This window comes from Aeribacillus sp. SP014, from assembly GCF_054055575.1.
In genome coordinates this window covers 331799-350000 of the sequence record NZ_JBSRXI010000001.1, presented here as the reverse complement: position 1 = coordinate 350000, position 18202 = coordinate 331799, and the positions used below count along the sequence as shown (strand labels likewise).

At 38.8% G+C, this 18202-nt stretch carries 21 protein-coding genes and 2 rRNA genes (1 of these 23 only partly in view); 22 read left to right on the top strand and 1 reads right to left on the bottom strand.

What is annotated here, in order from left to right; translation table 11 throughout:
- The 12 genes from ACVIJU_RS01895 to rsmI all read left to right on the top strand — a co-directional run.
- Positions 1-529 (top strand): 23S ribosomal RNA (locus ACVIJU_RS01895) (it extends 2403 nt beyond the left edge of the window).
- A gap of 139 nt (positions 530-668) precedes the next feature.
- A 5S ribosomal RNA gene (gene rrf / locus ACVIJU_RS01890) occupies positions 669-784 on the top strand.
- Between the two features lie 124 nt (positions 785-908).
- Entirely contained in the window at positions 909-1112 is a 204-nt protein-coding gene (locus ACVIJU_RS01885) for a sigma factor G inhibitor Gin (protein WP_063387602.1), read from the top strand.
- 81 nt (positions 1113-1193) lie between these two features.
- A complete protein-coding gene (locus ACVIJU_RS01880; RefSeq protein ID WP_456687191.1) occupies positions 1194-2633 on the top strand; it encodes an aminotransferase class I/II-fold pyridoxal phosphate-dependent enzyme in 1440 nt (479 codons plus the stop codon).
- A gap of 5 nt (positions 2634-2638) precedes the next feature.
- On the top strand, positions 2639-3274 hold the full coding sequence (gene tmk / locus ACVIJU_RS01875) for a dTMP kinase (protein ID WP_063387600.1): 636 nt from the start codon (positions 2639-2641) through the stop codon (positions 3272-3274).
- A gap of 109 nt (positions 3275-3383) precedes the next feature.
- Positions 3384-3713, top strand: coding sequence for a cyclic-di-AMP receptor (locus tag ACVIJU_RS01870; RefSeq protein WP_456687190.1), 330 nt, complete (start codon positions 3384-3386; stop codon positions 3711-3713).
- Between the two features lie 12 nt (positions 3714-3725).
- Positions 3726-4166 carry a YaaR family protein gene (locus ACVIJU_RS01865; protein WP_063387598.1) on the top strand — a complete coding sequence of 147 codons (441 nt, stop codon included), beginning with the start codon at positions 3726-3728 and terminating at the stop codon, positions 4164-4166.
- A 16-nt stretch (positions 4167-4182) separates the two neighbouring features.
- The gene (holB, locus tag ACVIJU_RS01860) at positions 4183-5175 is read left to right on the top strand and encodes a DNA polymerase III subunit delta' (RefSeq protein ID WP_456687189.1); all 993 of its coding nucleotides are present in this window, start codon (positions 4183-4185) and stop codon (positions 5173-5175) included.
- Between the two features lie 2 nt (positions 5176-5177).
- On the top strand, positions 5178-6005 hold the full coding sequence (locus tag ACVIJU_RS01855; RefSeq protein ID WP_063387596.1) for a PSP1 domain-containing protein: 828 nt from the start codon (positions 5178-5180) through the stop codon (positions 6003-6005).
- Positions 6006-6018: 13 nt separating this feature from the next.
- Positions 6019-6384, top strand: a complete 366-nt coding sequence (yabA, locus tag ACVIJU_RS01850; protein ID WP_063387595.1) for a DNA replication initiation control protein YabA — start codon at positions 6019-6021, stop codon at positions 6382-6384.
- Between the two features lie 72 nt (positions 6385-6456).
- Entirely contained in the window at positions 6457-7194 is a 738-nt protein-coding gene (locus ACVIJU_RS01845; protein ID WP_063387594.1) for a tRNA1(Val) (adenine(37)-N6)-methyltransferase, read from the top strand.
- Positions 7195-7242: 48 nt separating this feature from the next.
- Complete coding sequence (rsmI, locus tag ACVIJU_RS01840; RefSeq protein WP_063387593.1) at positions 7243-8118, top strand: 16S rRNA (cytidine(1402)-2'-O)-methyltransferase; 876 nt, start codon at positions 7243-7245, stop codon at positions 8116-8118.
- 31 nt (positions 8119-8149) lie between these two features.
- Here rsmI and ACVIJU_RS01835 read toward each other — a convergent pair whose 3' ends face one another.
- Positions 8150-8434: an AbrB/MazE/SpoVT family DNA-binding domain-containing protein gene (locus tag ACVIJU_RS01835; RefSeq protein WP_063387592.1), complete on the bottom strand. Its 285-nt coding sequence runs from the start codon at positions 8432-8434 to the stop codon at positions 8150-8152.
- Positions 8435-8749: 315 nt separating this feature from the next.
- Here ACVIJU_RS01835 and metG point away from each other — a divergent pair, with 315 nt between their 5' ends.
- The 10 genes from metG (at position 8750) to purR (ending at position 18200) form a co-directional block, all read left to right on the top strand.
- Entirely contained in the window at positions 8750-10693 is a 1944-nt protein-coding gene (metG, locus tag ACVIJU_RS01830) for a methionine--tRNA ligase (RefSeq protein ID WP_094244833.1), read from the top strand.
- Between the two features lie 96 nt (positions 10694-10789).
- Positions 10790-11557 carry a TatD family hydrolase gene (locus ACVIJU_RS01825; RefSeq protein ID WP_063387590.1) on the top strand — a complete coding sequence of 256 codons (768 nt, stop codon included), beginning with the start codon at positions 10790-10792 and terminating at the stop codon, positions 11555-11557.
- Positions 11558-11792: 235 nt separating this feature from the next.
- Entirely contained in the window at positions 11793-12980 is a 1188-nt protein-coding gene (locus tag ACVIJU_RS01820; RefSeq protein ID WP_117017234.1) for a ubiquitin-like domain-containing protein, read from the top strand.
- A 129-nt stretch (positions 12981-13109) separates the two neighbouring features.
- Complete coding sequence (rnmV, locus tag ACVIJU_RS01815) at positions 13110-13718, top strand: ribonuclease M5 (RefSeq protein ID WP_186439261.1); 609 nt, start codon at positions 13110-13112, stop codon at positions 13716-13718.
- Positions 13672-14550 carry a 16S rRNA (adenine(1518)-N(6)/adenine(1519)-N(6))-dimethyltransferase RsmA gene (rsmA, locus tag ACVIJU_RS01810; protein ID WP_066247210.1) on the top strand — a complete coding sequence of 293 codons (879 nt, stop codon included), beginning with the start codon at positions 13672-13674 and terminating at the stop codon, positions 14548-14550. The genes rnmV and rsmA overlap by 47 nt, the downstream gene beginning before the upstream one ends.
- A 75-nt stretch (positions 14551-14625) precedes the next feature.
- Positions 14626-15522, top strand: coding sequence for a sporulation peptidase YabG (yabG, locus tag ACVIJU_RS01805; protein ID WP_063387588.1), 897 nt, complete (start codon positions 14626-14628; stop codon positions 15520-15522).
- 189 nt (positions 15523-15711) lie between these two features.
- Positions 15712-15978, top strand: a complete 267-nt coding sequence (gene veg / locus ACVIJU_RS01800; protein WP_063387587.1) for a biofilm formation stimulator Veg — start codon at positions 15712-15714, stop codon at positions 15976-15978.
- A 136-nt stretch (positions 15979-16114) separates the two neighbouring features.
- A complete protein-coding gene (locus tag ACVIJU_RS01795; protein WP_063387586.1) occupies positions 16115-16303 on the top strand; it encodes a small, acid-soluble spore protein, alpha/beta type in 189 nt (62 codons plus the stop codon).
- 149 nt (positions 16304-16452) lie between these two features.
- Positions 16453-17322: a 4-(cytidine 5'-diphospho)-2-C-methyl-D-erythritol kinase gene (ispE, locus tag ACVIJU_RS01790; RefSeq protein ID WP_063387585.1), complete on the top strand. Its 870-nt coding sequence runs from the start codon at positions 16453-16455 to the stop codon at positions 17320-17322.
- 56 nt (positions 17323-17378) lie between these two features.
- Complete coding sequence (gene purR, locus ACVIJU_RS01785) at positions 17379-18200, top strand: pur operon repressor (RefSeq protein ID WP_063387584.1); 822 nt, start codon at positions 17379-17381, stop codon at positions 18198-18200.
- The last annotated feature ends 2 nt before the right edge of the window (positions 18201-18202 follow it).

The window sequence follows — 18202 nt, the reverse complement described above, 5'->3', positions numbered from 1 at the left end:
GACGAAAGTCGGGCTTAGTGATCCGGTGGTTCCGCATGGAAGGGCCATCGCTCAACGGATAAAAGCTACCCCGGGGATAACAGGCTGATCTCCCCCAAGAGTCCACATCGACGGGGAGGTTTGGCACCTCGATGTCGGCTCATCGCATCCTGGGGCTGTAGTCGGTCCCAAGGGTTGGGCTGTTCGCCCATTAAAGCGGTACGCGAGCTGGGTTCAGAACGTCGTGAGACAGTTCGGTCCCTATCCGTCGCGGGCGCAGGAAATTTGAGAGGAGCTGTCCTTAGTACGAGAGGACCGGGATGGACGCACCGCTGGTGTACCAGTTGTCCCGCCAGGGGCACCGCTGGGTAGCTATGTGCGGAAGGGATAAGCGCTGAAAGCATCTAAGCGTGAAGCCCCCCTCAAGATGAGATTTCCCATCGCGATAAGCGAGTAAGATCCCTTGAAGATGACGAGGTAGATAGGTCCGAGGTGGAAGCGTGGTGACACGTGGAGCTGACGGATACTAATCGATCGAGGACTTAACCAAGTAAGAGCATCTATTCGTGAAGGAACCGTTATCTAGTTTTGAAAGAATGATATTCAAAAAAGTGTTGACAACTGTGATCAAAAAGTTATAATAGTAGTTGTCCATCGAACTGAATGGAACAATGAATAGAAAAAAATTGCTTGGTGGCAATGGCGAAGAGGTCACACCCGTTCCCATCCCGAACACGGAAGTTAAGCTCTTCAGCGCCGATGGTAGTGAGGGTTTGTCCCTTGCGAGAGTAGGACGCTGCCAGGCAAATTGAAAGAAAAAGAGCGGCGATCGATGCTGCTCTTTTTTTATATGAAAATAAATAAAAAATTCCAAAAATTGCATAGATTATATTTATTTTGGACATAATGAAGGTGGAGGTGGAGAAGGAATGACTTACAGTCAACAGAGTGAAATAATTGGGGAAACGTGTGTGATCTGTGATAAGCAAAAAGAGAAGGGCATTCATTTATATTCAAGTTTTATTTGCACAGATTGTGAAAAGGACATGGTGCAGACTGATACGAGTGACCGGAAATATCAATATTTTGTTGAGCAATTAAAAAAAGCGGCAGCTTCCAAAATTTATTCTTAACTTGGCTATAAACAGATGGTCAAGTTTTTCTTTTTGTTATAATGAAATTATGCAGCAAATAGAAAAGGGCGATGAAAGCAGATGGGAAAAATTCGTACTCCTTTGTATAATGCTTTAATTCAACATCGTCAGTTAAATCCTCTTTCATTTCATGTACCTGGTCATAAAAACGGGATTCTTTATGATCCAAATCAGTTTCCGCATTTTCGGCAAACGCTTCAGCTGGATTTGACTGAGATTGCTAATTTAGATGATTTATATGCGCCAGAAGGGATCATTAAAGAGGCGCAGCAGCTTGCAGCAGAACTATATGGAGTATCGTCAACATATTTTTTAGTGAATGGTTCAACGGTCGGAAACTTGGCAATGATTCTTGCAAATTGCCAAAAGGGGGATGTCGTATTCGTTCAACGAAATAGTCATAAATCAGTGATGCATGGATTAGAGCTGGCCGGTGCAAAGCCTGTTTTTTTATCTCCCAAGTTCGATGAAGGTTTTCAAGTGCCTTCTTATGTACCAGTTGAAACGGTAAAGAAAGCTTTTCAAAAATATCCTCAAGTAAAAGCGATCATTTTGACAAGCCCTACCTATTACGGTTTAACATATACAAAATTAAATGAACTTATTCAATTTGCTCATTCCCGCCGTGTTCCGGTATTAGTCGATGAAGCTCATGGGGCTCATTTGATCGCAAGTTCTTCGTTTCCGAAATCAGCTGTTTCGGTTGGTGCAGATGTTGTCGTACAATCTGCCCATAAAACATTGCCTGCTATGACAATGGGAGCATTTTTGCATGTAAACAGCAAATTGGTGAATGAGGAAAAAATTAGCCATTATATACATATGCTGCAAACAAGCAGTCCGTCTTATTTGATTATGGCCTCACTTGATTTAGCAAGAGCGTATGTCGAGGATATGTTAACGAAGGAAGAGGAATTGAATCAAACTTTACATAAATATGTGGAGATCTTTCAACAGCTTGACTATATCGATATAGTGTCTTCGAAGGATCCTTTTGTGGCTGTTGATCCTTTAAAGCTGACAATTCGTTCACAAAATGCCATGTCAGGTTATGATTTAATGAAGCTTTTTGAAAAAGCACGTATTTATCCTGAGCTTGCCGATCCTCTAAATGTTTTGTTTGTGCTTCCGTTTGCTAAAGAGTTTCAAGATACTGGACACTTTTCGAAAGTCAATGACATATTAAAAAGTACCCAAACAAGCAAGATGGAATGGGGTCTTCAGAAGGAAGTACAAATAGACGAAATCAGCCAGCTATCTATTTCTTACGAGGCAATGGAAAACTGTACAAAAACATTTGTATCATTAGAAGAAGCGATAGGAGAGATCTCTGCTGAAATGATTATTCCTTATCCGCCGGGAATACCGCTTTTGATGAGGGGAGAAAAAATTACAAAAAATCAAATTGAAGCGTTGAAAAGGTTAATAAAGCTGCGTGCTAATTTTCAAGGAGGAAAGAAATTAGCAGAAGGCCTTATTTCTATTTTCAGGAAAAGGTGATCTTAATGAAAGGAATTTTTATTACGTTTGAAGGACCTGAAGGAGCGGGGAAAACGACAATTATTAAAAAGCTTGAAAAAAAGTTAGAAAAAGAAGGAAAAGACGTTGTCGTGACGCGCGAGCCAGGCGGTATTGTCATCAGCGAGAAAATTCGGGAAATCATTCTTCATAAAGAACATACAGAGATGGATGCAAGGACCGAGGCGCTTCTTTATGCTGCCGCGAGAAGACAGCATTTAGTCGAAAAAGTAATTCCCGCTCTTCATAAAGGAAAAATTGTACTTTGCGATCGATTCGTTGACAGTTCTTTAGCCTATCAAGGGTATGCAAGAGGTCTCGGGATTCAAGAGGTGCTTGAAATAAATCAATTTGCAATAACCGGCATGATGCCCAATCTTACGCTGTTTTTTGATATTTTGCCGGAAAAAGGATTAGCAAGAATAACTAGCAATCAAAATCGAGAAATCAATCGACTTGACTTGGAAAAATTGGATTTCCATCAAAAGGTTTATGAAGGATACAAGAAAATCATTGAAATGTTTCCGAATAGAATAAAAGTGATCAATGCAGATCAGCCTTTAGAAAAAGTTTTTTTTGAAGCGGAGAGTGCATTGGACTTATTTTGGAAGGAAACATTGTAGTCATATCGTTCTCAAGCTTGATATAATGAAGAAAAATTGATATTCGCTGCAAAATGTCCTGGCAAGATGTCCTGCTTTTCCGTTTTTATTAATAAGGAGGCTTTTCCGTATGAAATTGATTATGGCTGTTGTCCAGGATCAAGATAGCAACCGCTTATTAAAAGCCCTGACGGAACATAACTTTCGTGTGACAAAGCTTGCAAGCACCGGGGGATTTTTAAAGTCCGGCAACACTACTTTTATTATTGGAACAGAAGACATTCGTGTGCAAAAAGCGCTCGATATCATTAAAACGAACTGCCAATCTCGCCAACAGCTTGTTGCTCCAGTTTCACCGATAGGCGGGAATACCGACTCTTACGTTCTCTATCCGCTTGAAATTGAGGTTGGCGGTGCAACTGTTTTTGTCCTTCCAGTTGAACAATTTCATCAATTTTAAAGGTGAGAGCAAATGAAAGTAAATGAAGATTTAAGAACAATACTGCCTAAACAAACAATTGAACAGAACGGAACACAAAACAGATCTAAAATATTTTCTCAAATGGTTGAAAAGCATGAATCCAAGCTCCATGAAGAACAATGGAAACAGCTTTTAAATGAACTGGAGGAAGCCGGAGAACGTCTAAGTAAATCGAGAAATATGCATGATTTGTCTAAGTTTAAAAGATTAGTAAAGCGGCTTATTCGTGAAACGATTGAATTCGGAATGGGTGTCAAAGAATCAAAGAGCTGGGATTTTTATGGAAACAGACGGAATTTAAAAATCGTTTCCCAAATTGACCAAAAGCTGGTGGAATTGACCGAAGAAATTTTAAATAAAGAAAAAGATGCCGTAAACATTTTAGGGAAAATAGGGGAAATAAAAGGGCTGATCGTGAATTTATATACGTAAGCGAGTGGTACAATAAATGAAAACATGGGAAGAACTCGAAAAGCTTCAGCCAAAAGTATTGAAAATAATACAAAATTCTTTTAAGAAAAATAGATTGGCCCACGCCTATTTATTTCAAGGGAAAAAGGGCACAGGAAAAAAGGATGCTGCTTTTTTAACTGCAAAAAGTTATTTTTGCGAGCATTTGGAGAAAAATTATAAACCGTGCGGCCAATGTTCAAACTGCAAGAGAGTTGAGAGCGGAAATCATCCTGATCTTCACTTTATAGAGCCTGATGGCTTATCAATCAAAAAAGAACAAATAGAAGCATTGCAGAAGGAATTTGCAAAAACGGGCGTTGAATCGAACCGGAAGCTTTATATCATATCTGGATGTGACCAGATGACTGTCAATGCGGCCAACAGTTTATTGAAATTTTTGGAGGAACCGATGGAAGGAACAATGGCAATATTAATAACAAATCAAGTTCATCGAGTGTTGCCGACAATTCTTTCTAGATGCCAAATATTAACCTTCCAACCCATTCCCCCAAAAATGATTCAGCAGGAACTTGAGAAAAAAGGAACTCCAAGTCATATAGCTGCCCTCGTCAGTCAAGTTACCAATAATATTGAAGAAGCATTTTCACTTAGCCGTGACGATTGGTTTGCGGAAGCAAGAACCAAAGTGATAAAATTATATGAAGTATTGGACTCCCGTCCCGACCATGCATTGCTTTTTATTCATAATCATTGGGTGCCTTTTTTTGCAGATAAAGAGCAAATGGAAATGGGACTGGATTTTCTCCTATTTTTATATAAAGATTTATTATCAATTCAAATCGGAAATGAAGATGACGTTGTTTATTTAGATATATTGCCAATGTTAAAACAGCAAGGGCTAAAGCTTGGCCAACGAACTGTTTTACACCAAATCGTCTCCATTTTGAATGCAAAAAAACGGTTAAATTTCAATGTTAATCCGCAGCTTCTTATGGAAGATTTGGTTTTAACATTGCAGGAGGGATAAGCTTGTATGATGTTGTAGGAGTTCGCTTTAAAAAGGCGGGAAAAATTTATTATTTTGATCCAAATGGTTTTGATATACAGCTTGATGATTATGTCATTGTTGAAACAATCAGAGGGATTGAATATGGAAAAGTAGTAGTCAGCAAAAAACAAGTGGAAGAGCATGATATTGTGCTTCCATTAAAGAAAGTCATTCGGAAAGCTGATGAAAAGGATCGGATGATTGTCCAAGAAAACAACAGGGCAGCAAAAGAAGCGATGGATATTTGTTTAAAAAAAGTAGAAGAACACGGTTTAGAGATGAAGCTTGTCGATGTAGAGTATACATTTGACCGCAACAAAGTCATTTTTTACTTTACTGCTGACGGGCGTATTGATTTTCGCGAGCTTGTAAAAGATTTGGCCTCTATTTTTAAAACGAGAATTGAACTTCGACAAATCGGGGTGCGAGACGAAGCGAAAATGCTTGGCGGAATCGGCCCCTGTGGAAGAATGCTATGCTGCTCCACATTTTTAGGGGATTTTGAGCCTGTTTCGATTAAGATGGCGAAAGATCAAAATTTGTCTTTGAATCCTACAAAGATTTCGGGGTTATGCGGAAGATTAATGTGCTGCTTAAAATATGAGAATGATGAATATGAAACAGCAAAAGAGCAACTTCCGGATATTGGAGATACTATAGAAACTCCGAATGGAACAGGAAAGGTTGTCGGACTAAATATTTTAGAACGTGTGCTGCAAGTTGAACTGATCAATCGCGATCGCGTCGTTGAATACACATGGGAAGAATTAATACAAGACGATGCTGTTTCTATGGAGTTCACAGATTAGAGGTGGAAAACCAGTGAACAAAAAAGAAATTTTTGATGCTGTGACATTGCTGGAGGAACAAATTGGTTATTTGTACCGCCAATTAGGAGAATTAAAGCAGCATATAGGAGAATTAATTGAAGAAAACCAACATTTAAAATTGGAAAACGACCACTTGCGCAAACGAATGTCTTCTTTTGATCAAATGAATTTGAAACAAGAAGAATTGAAAAGCGCTAAGAAGAAGGAAAAAAAGCTTGGACATATAGATATTGGCGAAGGGTATGATAACCTGGCAAGACTTTATCAGGAAGGATTTCATATTTGTAATCTGCATTATGGCAGTGTAAGGAAAGATGGAGATTGCCTGTTCTGCCTCTCATTTTTAAATAAAAAGTAAGTGCAGCTTCCTTTTCAGGAGGCTTTTCTTATGACTAGGACGAGTAAGTAATCTCAAGAAAGGGAAATTTACATGGTATATTTGCACGATGATGAAAGGCTGGATTATTTGTTAGCGGAAGATTTGCGCATCATTCAAAGTCCTTCAGTTTTTGCATTTTCTCTCGATGCAGTTCTTCTCGCAAAATTTGTGTATGTCCCGATCCAAAAAGGGAATTTGATTGACCTTTGTACAGGAAACGGGGTGATTCCACTTTTATTAAGCACAAGAACAAAAGGAACGATCACAGGAGTGGAAATACAAAAGCGGCTGTTTGATATGGCTGTGAGATCTGTCCAATATAATAACCTTGAACATCAAATAAAGATCATTCACGGCGACATTTTGGACATGCCGAAACAGCTTGGGTATGGGAAGTTCGATGTTGTAACATGCAATCCCCCTTATTTCAAAACGCCGGGACAAGAAGAGTTAAATAAAAACGAATATTTTGCGATTGCAAGGCATGAAATATTATGCACTCTTGAAGATGCTATACGTGTAAGCAGCCAATTGGTAAGGCCGGGGGGAAAAGTTGCCTTTGTCCATCGTCCAGGACGATTTTTAGAAATGATCGAACTCATGAAAAAATATCGAGTGGAACCGAAAAGAATTCGCTTTGTATATCCAAAGCTTGGAAAGGAAGCAAATACTTTATTAGTAGAAGGAATAAAAGATGGGAATCCTGATTTAAAAATTCTACCCCCATTGATCGTTTACGATGATCAAAACAATTATACGGATGAAGTTCAAAAAATATTGTACGGGTAAATAAAATGTGACCAAAGCGGAATGTATAAATTATGGTGGTGAATAGGGATGTGGCAGCAAAAAAGCTATGCGGAAGATGTAGAGAAGGGCGCACTATATTTAGTGCCGACGCCGATCGGAAATTTAGAAGATATGACGTTCCGTTCAATCCGTGTGTTAAAAGAGTGTGACGTTATTGCAGCGGAGGACACGAGACAAACGAAAAAATTATGTCATTATTATCATATTGATACAAACATCATCAGCTATCATGAACATAATAAAAATTCGAGTGGAAGACAGATCATGAAAATGATTGAAGAGGGGAAAAAAGTTGCACTTGTCAGCGATGCCGGCATGCCAACCATTTCTGATCCAGGAAGTGAGCTTGTTCAGCTAGTTTTAGACCATCATTATCCGGTTATACCGCTTCCGGGGGCTAATGCTGCATTAACGGCATTGATCGCTTCAGGAATTGCGCCTCAGCCTTTTTATTTTTTTGGATTTTTACATCACAAGAAAAAAGAAAAGAAAAAACAATTGGAGCAATTAAAAAATAAGAAAGAAACCATTATCCTTTATGAATCTCCTCATCGACTCGTTGAAACGTTAAAGGATATTCATGAATTTTTTGGCAATAGGAAAATGGCTGTTGCTCGAGAGTTAACAAAAATGTATGAGGAGTTTGTGAGGGGGTCAGTTGATGAACTATTAGATTGGGCGGAAAATCATGAAATCAAAGGGGAGTTTTGTTTAATCATTGAAGGCAGTAAAGAAAATACTCCCGATGATAACAAAGAAACATGGTGGAGTAAATGGACGATTAAAGAACATGTCGAACATTATATAGAAAAAGGCTATCCATCAAAAGAAGCGATAAAATTGGCCGCATTGGATCGAAATTTGCCAAAACGGGAAGTGTATCAGGAGTATCATTTGAAATAAAAGTCCCTGAATAGTAGGGACTTTTAACTTTTTATTTAGAAGATTCCAAAATGGTTTGGATTTCTTTTAAAATTTGCTCTGCACCTTCGCGGCTAAGAACAATTTTTCCGCCTGCAAGCTGGAAGTTATCATCAGAAACTTCTCCAGTTACTTGACAAGTCATGCTAGGCTTATATTTTTTCAAAATGATGCGGTCGTCATCCACATAAATTTCTAAAGCATCTTTTTCAGCAATTCCTAATGTTCTGCGCAATTCAATCGGAATAACTACGCGTCCCAACTCATCAACTTTACGAACAATTCCAGTAGATTTCATAAAATTTGTCTCCTCCCATTTGTAAAATAAAGATTTATCGCCTATATACTCCCTTTTTCGCCATTATTCGACATTTGCGATTGTCAATTAATAGAATAACAGTTTTTCCAATAAACGTCAATCCTTTTGATTCGAAATACTGTTCAATTTAAATAACTGTTCAAATCTTATAAGATGATGAAAGATTATGTATATTTTCTTGATAAAACAGGTTATGATGGTATCATAGAATATGTAATCAATGCTTGGTTTTGTCGCTCTCGTCCAACTGACGAGAGCTTTTCTGTAATGTAGTGGCAAAGGAGGATTAATATTGTGGAAAACAGAAAAAAAACATTTTATTTAACGACGCCCATTTACTATCCGAGCGATAAATTACATATCGGTCATGCGTATACAACGGTAGCCGGCGATGCCATGTCGAGATATAAACGCCTTCGCGGTTATGATGTCATGTATTTAACGGGAACTGACGAGCATGGGCAAAAAATCCAGCGAAAAGCGGAGGAAAAAGGAGTATCTCCTAAAAAGTATGTTGATGATATTGTTTCAGGGATTAAAGAATTATGGAAAAAATTAGATATTTCCTATGATGATTTTATAAGAACGACTGAAGAGCGACATAAGAAGGTAGTAGAAAAAATTTTCGACCGTCTAGTAAAGCAGGGAGATATTTATTTAGATGAGTATGAAGGATGGTACTGTACGCCTTGTGAATCGTTTTTTACAGAAAGACAGCTAGTGGACGGAAATTGCCCTGATTGCGGCCGCCCTGTTGAGAAGGTAAAAGAAGAGTCTTATTTCTTTAAAATGAGCAAATATGTCGACAGGCTTCTGCAATTTTATGAAGAAAATCCAGAGTTTATTCAGCCGGAATCAAGAAAAAACGAAATGATCAATAACTTTATAAAGCCTGGGCTGGAAGATTTGGCGGTATCCCGGACGACTTTTGACTGGGGCATTAAAGTTCCTGGTAATCCAAAACATGTTATTTATGTTTGGATTGACGCATTGACAAACTATATTACGGCGCTCGGCTACGGAACCGAGAATGAAGAAAAATTTAAAAAATATTGGCCTGCAGATGTTCATTTAGTAGGGAAAGAGATTGTCCGCTTTCACACGATATACTGGCCGATTATGCTCATGGCGCTTGATCTGCCTCTTCCTAAAAAAGTGTTTGGACATGGATGGCTGTTAATGAAGGACGGAAAAATGTCTAAATCAAAAGGAAATGTTGTGGATCCAGTTACATTGATTGACCGTTATGGGCTTGATGCTTTGCGCTATTATTTGCTGCGTGAAGTTCCGTTTGGAGCGGACGGAGTATTTACTCCTGAAGGCTTTGTGGAGCGCATTAACTATGATTTAGCTAATGACTTAGGAAACTTACTAAACCGAACGGTGGCCATGATCGATAAATATTTTGACGGCATTGTAAAAAAAGAACAAGCGGATGAAACGCCTTACGATGAGGCTCTTCGCACATTCAGAACCGAAACAGTTAAAAAGTACGAAGAAGCCATGGATAAAATGGAGTTTTCCGTTGCGCTGACAGCCCTATGGCAATTTATTGGCCGGACAAATAAATACATTGATGAGACGGAGCCTTGGGTACTGGCAAAAGACGAGTCAAAAAGAAATCAGCTTGCATCCGTCATGTATCATTTGGCTGAGTCGCTTCGACATATAGCCGTTTTATTAAAACCATTTTTAACAAAAACACCGGATAAAATTTTTGCGCAAATAGGTGTAGAGGACGATCATTTGAAAAATTGGGAATCCATTCATAAGTTTGGGCAGCTGGAAGAGGTTCGGGTGCAAAAAGGAGAGCCGCTGTTTCCACGTTTAGATATCGAACAGGAAGTGAACTATATAAAAGAGCAGATGAAAGGATCGGCACCTGAGGCTAAAAAAGAAACAGCAGATGATGAGAATGAAATTACAATTGATGATTTTATGAAAGTGGATTTACGCGTGGCGGAGGTTATTCAAGCGGAGAGAGTAGAAAAAGCAGACAAGCTGTTAAAACTTCAGTTGGATTTAGGATCTGAAAAACGCCAAGTTGTTTCTGGAATTGCTAAATATTATCAGCCTGAACAATTAATCGGCAAAAAAGTTATTTGTGCAATAAATTTAAAACCGGTAAAATTGCGTGGAGAATTGTCGCAAGGAATGATTTTGGCAGGGGAAGAAAACGGAACCTTGTCGCTTGCTACCGTCGATTCAGATTTACCGAATGGAACGAAAATCAAATAAATTTGTCGGAGATTGTTTTTTTGGGGTGTTTCACGTGGAACACCTCTTTCCCTTTTATCGAAAAAGGGAAAAAATGATTGGAAAGGATGTCAAAATATGCTGTTTGATACTCATGCACATTTAAATGCGGTGCAATTTGAGGAGGATTTAAACGAAGTAATTGACCGGGCACTTCAAGAAAAAGTGGAAACTATCGTTGTTGTCGGCTTTGACCGCGAAACAATTCCAAAGGCTATAGAGCTTTCTGAAAGGTATGACTTTATATATGCAGCTGTCGGCTGGCATCCGGTTGATGCCATTGATATGACGGATCACGATTTAGATTGGTTAAGAGAGCTTTCCAGCCATCCGAAAGTTGTCGCACTAGGTGAAATGGGCCTGGATTATCATTGGGATAAATCACCTAAGGATGTGCAAAAAGAAGTGTTTCGCAAGCAGATTGCATTAGCAAAGGAAGTACAGCTGCCGATCATTATTCATAACAGAGAAGCAACTGCAGACATTGTTCAAATATTAAAAGAGGAAAATGCGAAGGAAGTAGGCGGAGTCATGCATTGCTTTTCCGGAAGCTTAGAGGTTGCCAAGCAATGTATGGACATGAATTTCTATATTTCGTTCGGCGGTCCTGTTACATTTAAAAATGCAAAAAAACCAAAAGAAGTAGCTGCGGAAATTCCATTGGACCGATTATTAATTGAAACCGATTGTCCTTATTTAACCCCTCATCCATTCCGTGGCAAACGGAATGAACCAAGCTATGTCAAATATATCGCAGAAAAAATTGCAGAGCTGAAAGGACTCACCTTTGAAGAAATAGCAAAAATTACAACCAGAAATGGAAAAAAATTATTCGGCATTTCATGATAAAGATTTCTGTCGAAGCTTGTACAAGCTTGTCTGAAAAAAGAATGATTCAAAAAAGTTCTACACGTCTTCTTTTCCTCATAGGATAAACGTGTCGAGAAGTCTTTCTTCACTTTTTGTTCAAACTTCAAGATAATAGTTACAAAAAACGAGAAAAGTGCAGGAGGGTTGACAGGTTTAAAAATACTCTATATAATCTCACGGAGGAGAAGGAGGCGTTTTCGTGATTGAAAACATGAAAAATATGGTATCCAACCTTTCCAAGAGAAAAAAGTATGTCCTTTCTGCAGTCGGTGTATGTTTAATTGGCACAGGAGCAACGTATGGGGGCTATGAAGGAACAAAAGATACTGTTAGAGTCACTATTGATGGGAAAACAGAGGAAGTAAGGACCCATGCAGACCAAGTCAGTGATCTTTTGAAAGAATTAGATATAAAATTACAAGCTAATGATTATATTTCTCATGCGAAACATCGGGACATTCAAGACAACATGAATATAGTGATAAAATATGCCAAACCTGTCCAGCTGATTGTAGACAATGAGCGAAGGAAGATTTTCACAACTGCTGATACGGTAGAAGATGTTTTAAGGCAGCAAAAAATTTCCATTACCGAAAAAGATGAAGTTCTACCAGCATTAGATGCAAAAATTGAAAAAAACATGGAACTAAAGGTGAATAAAGCGCATCTTATCACTTTAAATATTGGTGGGAAAAACCAACAGATTTGGTCTACTTCGACTACTGTCGCTGACTTTTTAAAGGAACATAACGTAAAATTGAATCCAATGGATAAAGTAAAGCCTGGGCTAACAACAGTGTTAAATAAAAACACAAATGTAGAAATTACCAGAGTAGAAAAAGTCACCGATGTAGTGGAAGAACCAATTGTATTTAAAATCGTTCAACGTACAGATAAAAATTTAGCTGAAGGAACGAAAAAAGTGATTCAAGAAGGCGAAAAAGGAACACGCCAAAAACAGTTTGAAGTCATTTTGGAAAATGGAAAAGAAATTTCCCGTAAGCTTATAAAAACTGTAACAACGAAGGAAAGCAAAGATAAAATTGTTGTTGTCGGGACAAAAGCTTCTTCGCAGCCTGCACTAGCTTCAAGAGGAACTGGCAGCAAGTCTAAAGAATTTTATGTGACGGCTACTGCATATACAGCATCCTGCAATGGCTGTTCAGGCACAACAGCAACGGGGTACAATTTGCGCTCAAATCCAAATGCAAAGGTAATCGCAGTTGATCCGTCTGTCATTCCGCTCGGATCAAAGGTGTATGTTGAAGGATACGGATATGCAGTTGCCGCCGATACTGGTTCAGCAATTTTCGGAAATAAAATTGACGTATTTTTCCCAAATAAGTCTCAAGCATATCAATGGGGTCGAAAAAAGGTCAAAATAAGGGTTTTACGTTAATTTTATCGAGTGCTGTTTTGACAGAGGGTTTCGACCCTCTGTTTTTTTACGTTATAATTGGAAATCAGTAGCCTTTTATACAATTTGACGACAAATATTACAAAAAGGTTTCAAGTTTTGGAGGAAAAAATGAAAAAAAAAATAAAAGAAATTATTATCGTTGAAGGTAAAGATGATACGCTGGCAATAAAAAGAGCAGTGGATGCCGATACGATTGAAACGAACGGCTCTGCCATTAATCAATCGATTATTGAACAAATACGCCTTGCCCAAAACACGCGGGGAGTTATTATTTTTACGGATCCTGACGCTCCGGGAGAAAAAATTCGCAAAACAATAGCTGAACATGTTCCTGGATGCAAACATGCCTTTTTGCCACGCAATGAAGCCAGAGCAAAAAACGGGAGAGGAATTGGCGTTGAGCATGCCAGCGCAGAATCTATTCGGAAAGCGCTGCGTTCGGTGAGAGAGGAAATGAACGAATGGAAAAGCAGCATTTCCATGTTAGATTTGATTTTTTATGGTTTAATTGGCGGTCCAACGGCAAAAAAGCGGAGGGAAAAGCTTGGAGAGCGGCTAAAAATCGGCTATGCTAACGGAAAACAGCTAATGAAACGCTTGGCAATGTTTCATATTACGAAAGAAGCGTTTTTGGAGGCAATTGAGGCGATCTTAAAGGAGGAAGAGGCAGATGGAAAAAGAAATAGCAACGTTAAGCCGAACGAAACAAATTCTTGAAAAATACAGCTTTTCTTTTAAAAAAAGCCTAGGGCAAAACTTTATTGTGGAACCGAACATATTGCATCGAATGATTGAGCGTGCAGGTGTAACAGAAGAAACAGGAGTCATCGAAATAGGCCCAGGGATCGGCGCATTAACAGAACAATTAGCAAAAAATGCTAAGAAAGTTGTTGCCTTTGAAGTCGATGGCAGACTGCTTCCGATTCTTGAAGAAAATTTAGCTCCATATTCAAATATCGAAATCATTTATCAAGATGTATTAAAGACAAATCTCCACGAAATCATTGAAAAAAAATTGAACAATTGCCGTGAAGTCATGGTAGTCGCCAATTTGCCATACTATATCACCACGCCGATCATTATGAAGCTTTTGGAAAACCGTTTGCCACTAAAATCGATCGTCGTCATGCTTCAAAAAGAGGTGGCAGAACGAATGACAGCCAAACCGTCAACAAAAGATTACGGCTCATTATCCATTGCCGTCCAATATTACACTGAAGCGAAAACGGTTATGTCGGTGCCGAAGACAGTATTCATCCCTCAGCCAAACGTGGATTCGTCTGTCATTCGCCTCGATTTGCGTCCAGAACCGCTTATTCATGTCAAAAATGAAGCATTTTTCTTTCAAGTAGTAAAAGCAAGTTTTGCTCAAAGAAGAAAAACGTTATTGAACAATTTACTCAACAACTTACCCAATGGGAAGGCGAATAAAAACATAATTGAAGAATGTTTGACATCAGCAGGAATCGATGGAAAGCGCAGGGGGGAATCATTGACCATTGAAGAATTTGCTTTATTGAGCGACAGACTTTACGAAATATTTAAATAGGGTAAATCACCATTTTGAAAAGCAAGACATACGTTAAAGAAGAAAAGAAAACTATTCCCGTTCGGAGTGAACATTATGCTAATAAAGCCGGGGATGATAGTGGCCAGAAAGTCTTATCAGTGCGATTTGCTTTTTCGGATCTTAGAAATAAAAAAGGATCATACTGGCCGTCTGATTGCCCTTATTTCAGGACAGGACGTCCGTTTAATTGCTGATGCCCCGTATGACGACTTAGTCATCATGAATAAAGAAGAACAAAAAATACGTGAAAAACAAGAAAGGGAAAAAATAGAAAATACGCTTTATCTCCTGAAGCAAGATTATGATCTATCTCGTGAAAAACAAGAATTTTACGCTTCGTCCGAATTTGAATATCAAAATGAATGTTTTCATATTCCAGGCAGAGTATTACATGTAGATGGCGACCCCAATTATTTGGAAAAATGTTTAAATTTATACGAAAAAATTGGTGTTCCTGTTCACGGCATACATTTAAAAGAAAACGAAATGGCTGATCATATTGATGAGCTTTTAGAAAAATATCGGCCGGATATACTTGTCATTACTGGACATGATTCTTATTCGAAGCATAAAGGGACAATATTGGATTTGAATGCTTACCGACACTCGAAGGATTTTATTAAAACGGTCAGGAAGGCACGGAAAAAAATTCCCGGGCTTGATCAGCTGATTATTTTTGCCGGTGCATGCCAATCTCATTTTGAGTCATTAATAAGAGCTGGGGCTAATTTTGCAAGTTCACCGTCAAGAGTGAACATTCATGCTTTAGATCCTGTGTATATTGTTTCTAAAATCAGCTTTACTCCTTTTGTTGAACGAATTAATGTTTGGGATGTACTTCGAAACACCTTGTCGCGGGAAAAAGGATTAGGAGGCATTGAAACAAAGGGCGTCATGCGGTCAGGTTTACCATTTAACCGATATATTGAGGAAGCAGGTCAAAACGAATAAACGTTTGGACTGCTTTTTTTTTTGGATAAATCCATATAATTTTTGCAAAAACGGGAAAACTATGACAAGTATTAGAGAAATTTGTTGAAAAGAAAACGTTGACACAGATGTTTAAAGGCTGTTATAATAAAAAATTTATTTGACTTATTAGTCGATTCTGTGTATAATGAACTTTGTGAGGTGGTTCCAATGGCAAAAACGTTATCCGATATTAAACAAGCTCTCGATTCTAATCTAGGCCGTCGATTAACATTAAAAGCGAATGGCGGACGTAGAAAAACAATTGAACGTTCAGGCGTTTTAGCCGAGACGTATCCATCGGTTTTTGTGATTGAACTTGACCAGGAAGAAAATGCTTTTGAACGCGTTTCATACAGCTATGCAGATGTGTTAACGGAAACAGTCCAAATTACTTTTATAGATGAAAACAACAATGTTGCAATGGGCGGGCAGTAAACGAAATTTGTTTGCTGCTTTTATTTTTTTCTCTGGCATTTTTTTAAAAGCATAAATCAAGCTTTTCGCTTGAAACTAACAGTAAGCGGATAAAATCCGCGGGAATGTCTGTTTTTATTTAAGGGGGAGTCAAAGAATGGCTAGACGCCGAGGCATTATGTCAGAAAGCTTTAAGTATGAATTGGCTAAGGAATTGGGCTTTTATGAAACGGTCAAAAATGAAGGATGGGGAGCCATTCGGGCTCGTGATGCCGGAAACATGGTAAAACGGGCGATCGAGATTGCAGAAGAGCAATTGGCTAAGCAAAACGGCAAAACTTTTTAAAAGCAGACATTCGGGTGGCCGGCTCATAGTTTGGGCCGGCATTTTTTTATGTTTTCAATGGACGGATTTTGTCGAATTATGCTATTATATCCCTATTTATGGTACAATGTGAATACATTTTGTCAGAACGAAAAAGTAGGTGAATGTATTTGCGAGTATTGGAAAAAGCTCCGGCAAAAATTAATTTATCTTTAGATGTTTTACATAAAAGATCTGACGGATACCATGAAGTGAATATGGTCATGACGACCATAGATCTAGCTGATCGAATCGAGCTGAAGCTTCTTGATGAAAATAAAATACGTATCATATCGCATAATCGATTTGTGCCAGATGATGATCGGAATTTAGCTTACCAAGCGGCACAGCTTTTAAAGGACCGTTTCGGGATTCAAAAGGGTGTGGCAATCACGATTTCAAAGTGCATCCCTGTTGCTGCGGGCCTTGCAGGAGGGAGCAGTGATGCAGCAGCAACGTTAAGGGGATTAAATAAACTATGGAATTTGGATCTTTCCCTTGATGATCTTGCGAAACTTGGAGCAGAAATTGGTTCAGATGTTTCTTTTTGTGTTTACGGAGGCACAGCTGTGGCGACCGGAAGAGGCGAAAAAATTGAGCTGATTGATCCTCCTCCGCATTGCTGGGTCGTATTGGCGAAGCCTGATATCGGTGTGTCCACTGCTGAAATTTACCGACATTTGAAGATAAATGACATTGAGCATCCTGATGTTAGTGGAATGGTCAAAGCGATAAAGGATCAAAATTATCAAGAAATCTGTGCGAAGCTTGGAAATGTCCTTGAGTCGGTCACAATGAAGATGTATCCGGAAGTTGCTTTGATTAAAGAACAAATGAAACGTTTTGGAGCTGATGCTGTTTTAATGAGCGGAAGCGGACCGACAGTATATGGACTTGTTCAACACGAGTCGAGGCTTCATCGTGTTTATAACGGCTTGAGGGGATTTTGCGATCAAGTGTATGCAGTCAGAATGCTTGGGGATCGGATAGCCCTTGATTAAATGCGAATATTAAGTTATATTTACTTTAAAAACATTCGGGATTTGGAGGTTCGTCTATGAAATTTAGACGCAGTGGGAGACTTGTCGATATGACACACTATTTGCTTCATCATCCACATGCGCTCATCCCATTAACTTTTTTCTCTGAACGGTACGAATCAGCTAAATCCTCCATTAGCGAGGATTTAGTGATCATAAAGCAAACCTTTGAGCAACAAGGGATCGGAACTTTAATCACAACCCCAGGCGCAGCTGGCGGTGTCAAATTTATTCCGAAGGTGACGAGGGACGAAGCAAATGGAATTATTCAAAGACTGTGCGAGAAAGTCTCAGACCCCAGCCGGCTTTTGCCTGGAGGTTATTTATATTTAACAGATTTACTGGGAAATCCAAAAATGATGAATCAAATCGGGCGTTTATTTGCTTCGGTTTTTGCGAATCGTACAATTGATGTCGTCATGACTGTAGCTACGAAAGGGATCCCAATTGCTTATGCAGTTGCCAGCTATTTGGATGTTCCCTTTGTCATCGTTCGCCGTGACAATAAAGTGACAGAAGGGCCGATGGTAAGCATTAATTATGTTTCAGGCTCTTCGAAAAGAATCCAAACTATGACGCTTGCAAAGAGGAGCTTAAAAGAAGGATCGAATGTGTTAATTGTTGACGACTTTATGAAGGCCGGAGGAACGATCAACGGCATGATCAGCATGCTGTCTGAATTTGGCGCAAATGTTTCAGGAATTGGGGTTCTTGTGGAATCAGAAAGCGTGGATGAACGGCTTGTAAATGAATATATTTCCATTTTAAAACTTTCCGATATGAATGAAAAGGAACGATCCATACAAGTTAGTAAAGGAAATTATTTCGATTTCCTCTAGCA

Excerpts from the sequence above, each read along its gene's own strand:
- ACVIJU_RS01885 (WP_063387602.1), top strand. The coding sequence starts at position 909 with ATGACTTACAGTCAACAGAGTGAAATAATTGGGGAAACGTGTGTGATC.
- ACVIJU_RS01880 (WP_456687191.1), top strand. The coding sequence starts at position 1,194 with ATGGGAAAAATTCGTACTCCTTTGTATAATGCTTTAATTCAACATCGT.
- tmk (WP_063387600.1), top strand. The coding sequence starts at position 2,639 with ATGAAAGGAATTTTTATTACGTTTGAAGGACCTGAAGGAGCGGGGAAA.
- ACVIJU_RS01870 (WP_456687190.1), top strand. The coding sequence starts at position 3,384 with ATGAAATTGATTATGGCTGTTGTCCAGGATCAAGATAGCAACCGCTTA.
- ACVIJU_RS01865 (WP_063387598.1), top strand. The coding sequence starts at position 3,726 with ATGAAAGTAAATGAAGATTTAAGAACAATACTGCCTAAACAAACAATT.
- holB (WP_456687189.1), top strand. The coding sequence starts at position 4,183 with ATGAAAACATGGGAAGAACTCGAAAAGCTTCAGCCAAAAGTATTGAAA.
- ACVIJU_RS01845 (WP_063387594.1), top strand. The coding sequence starts at position 6,457 with ATGGTATATTTGCACGATGATGAAAGGCTGGATTATTTGTTAGCGGAA.
- rsmI (WP_063387593.1), top strand. The coding sequence starts at position 7,243 with ATGTGGCAGCAAAAAAGCTATGCGGAAGATGTAGAGAAGGGCGCACTA.
- ACVIJU_RS01835 (WP_063387592.1), bottom strand. The coding sequence starts at position 8,434 with ATGAAATCTACTGGAATTGTTCGTAAAGTTGATGAGTTGGGACGCGTA.
- ACVIJU_RS01825 (WP_063387590.1), top strand. The coding sequence starts at position 10,790 with ATGCTGTTTGATACTCATGCACATTTAAATGCGGTGCAATTTGAGGAG.
- ACVIJU_RS01820 (WP_117017234.1), top strand. The coding sequence starts at position 11,793 with ATGAAAAATATGGTATCCAACCTTTCCAAGAGAAAAAAGTATGTCCTT.
- rnmV (WP_186439261.1), top strand. The coding sequence starts at position 13,110 with ATGAAAAAAAAAATAAAAGAAATTATTATCGTTGAAGGTAAAGATGAT.
- rsmA (WP_066247210.1), top strand. The coding sequence starts at position 13,672 with ATGGAAAAAGAAATAGCAACGTTAAGCCGAACGAAACAAATTCTTGAA.
- yabG (WP_063387588.1), top strand. The coding sequence starts at position 14,626 with ATGCTAATAAAGCCGGGGATGATAGTGGCCAGAAAGTCTTATCAGTGC.
- veg (WP_063387587.1), top strand. The coding sequence starts at position 15,712 with ATGGCAAAAACGTTATCCGATATTAAACAAGCTCTCGATTCTAATCTA.
- ACVIJU_RS01795 (WP_063387586.1), top strand. The coding sequence starts at position 16,115 with ATGGCTAGACGCCGAGGCATTATGTCAGAAAGCTTTAAGTATGAATTG.
- purR (WP_063387584.1), top strand. The coding sequence starts at position 17,379 with ATGAAATTTAGACGCAGTGGGAGACTTGTCGATATGACACACTATTTG.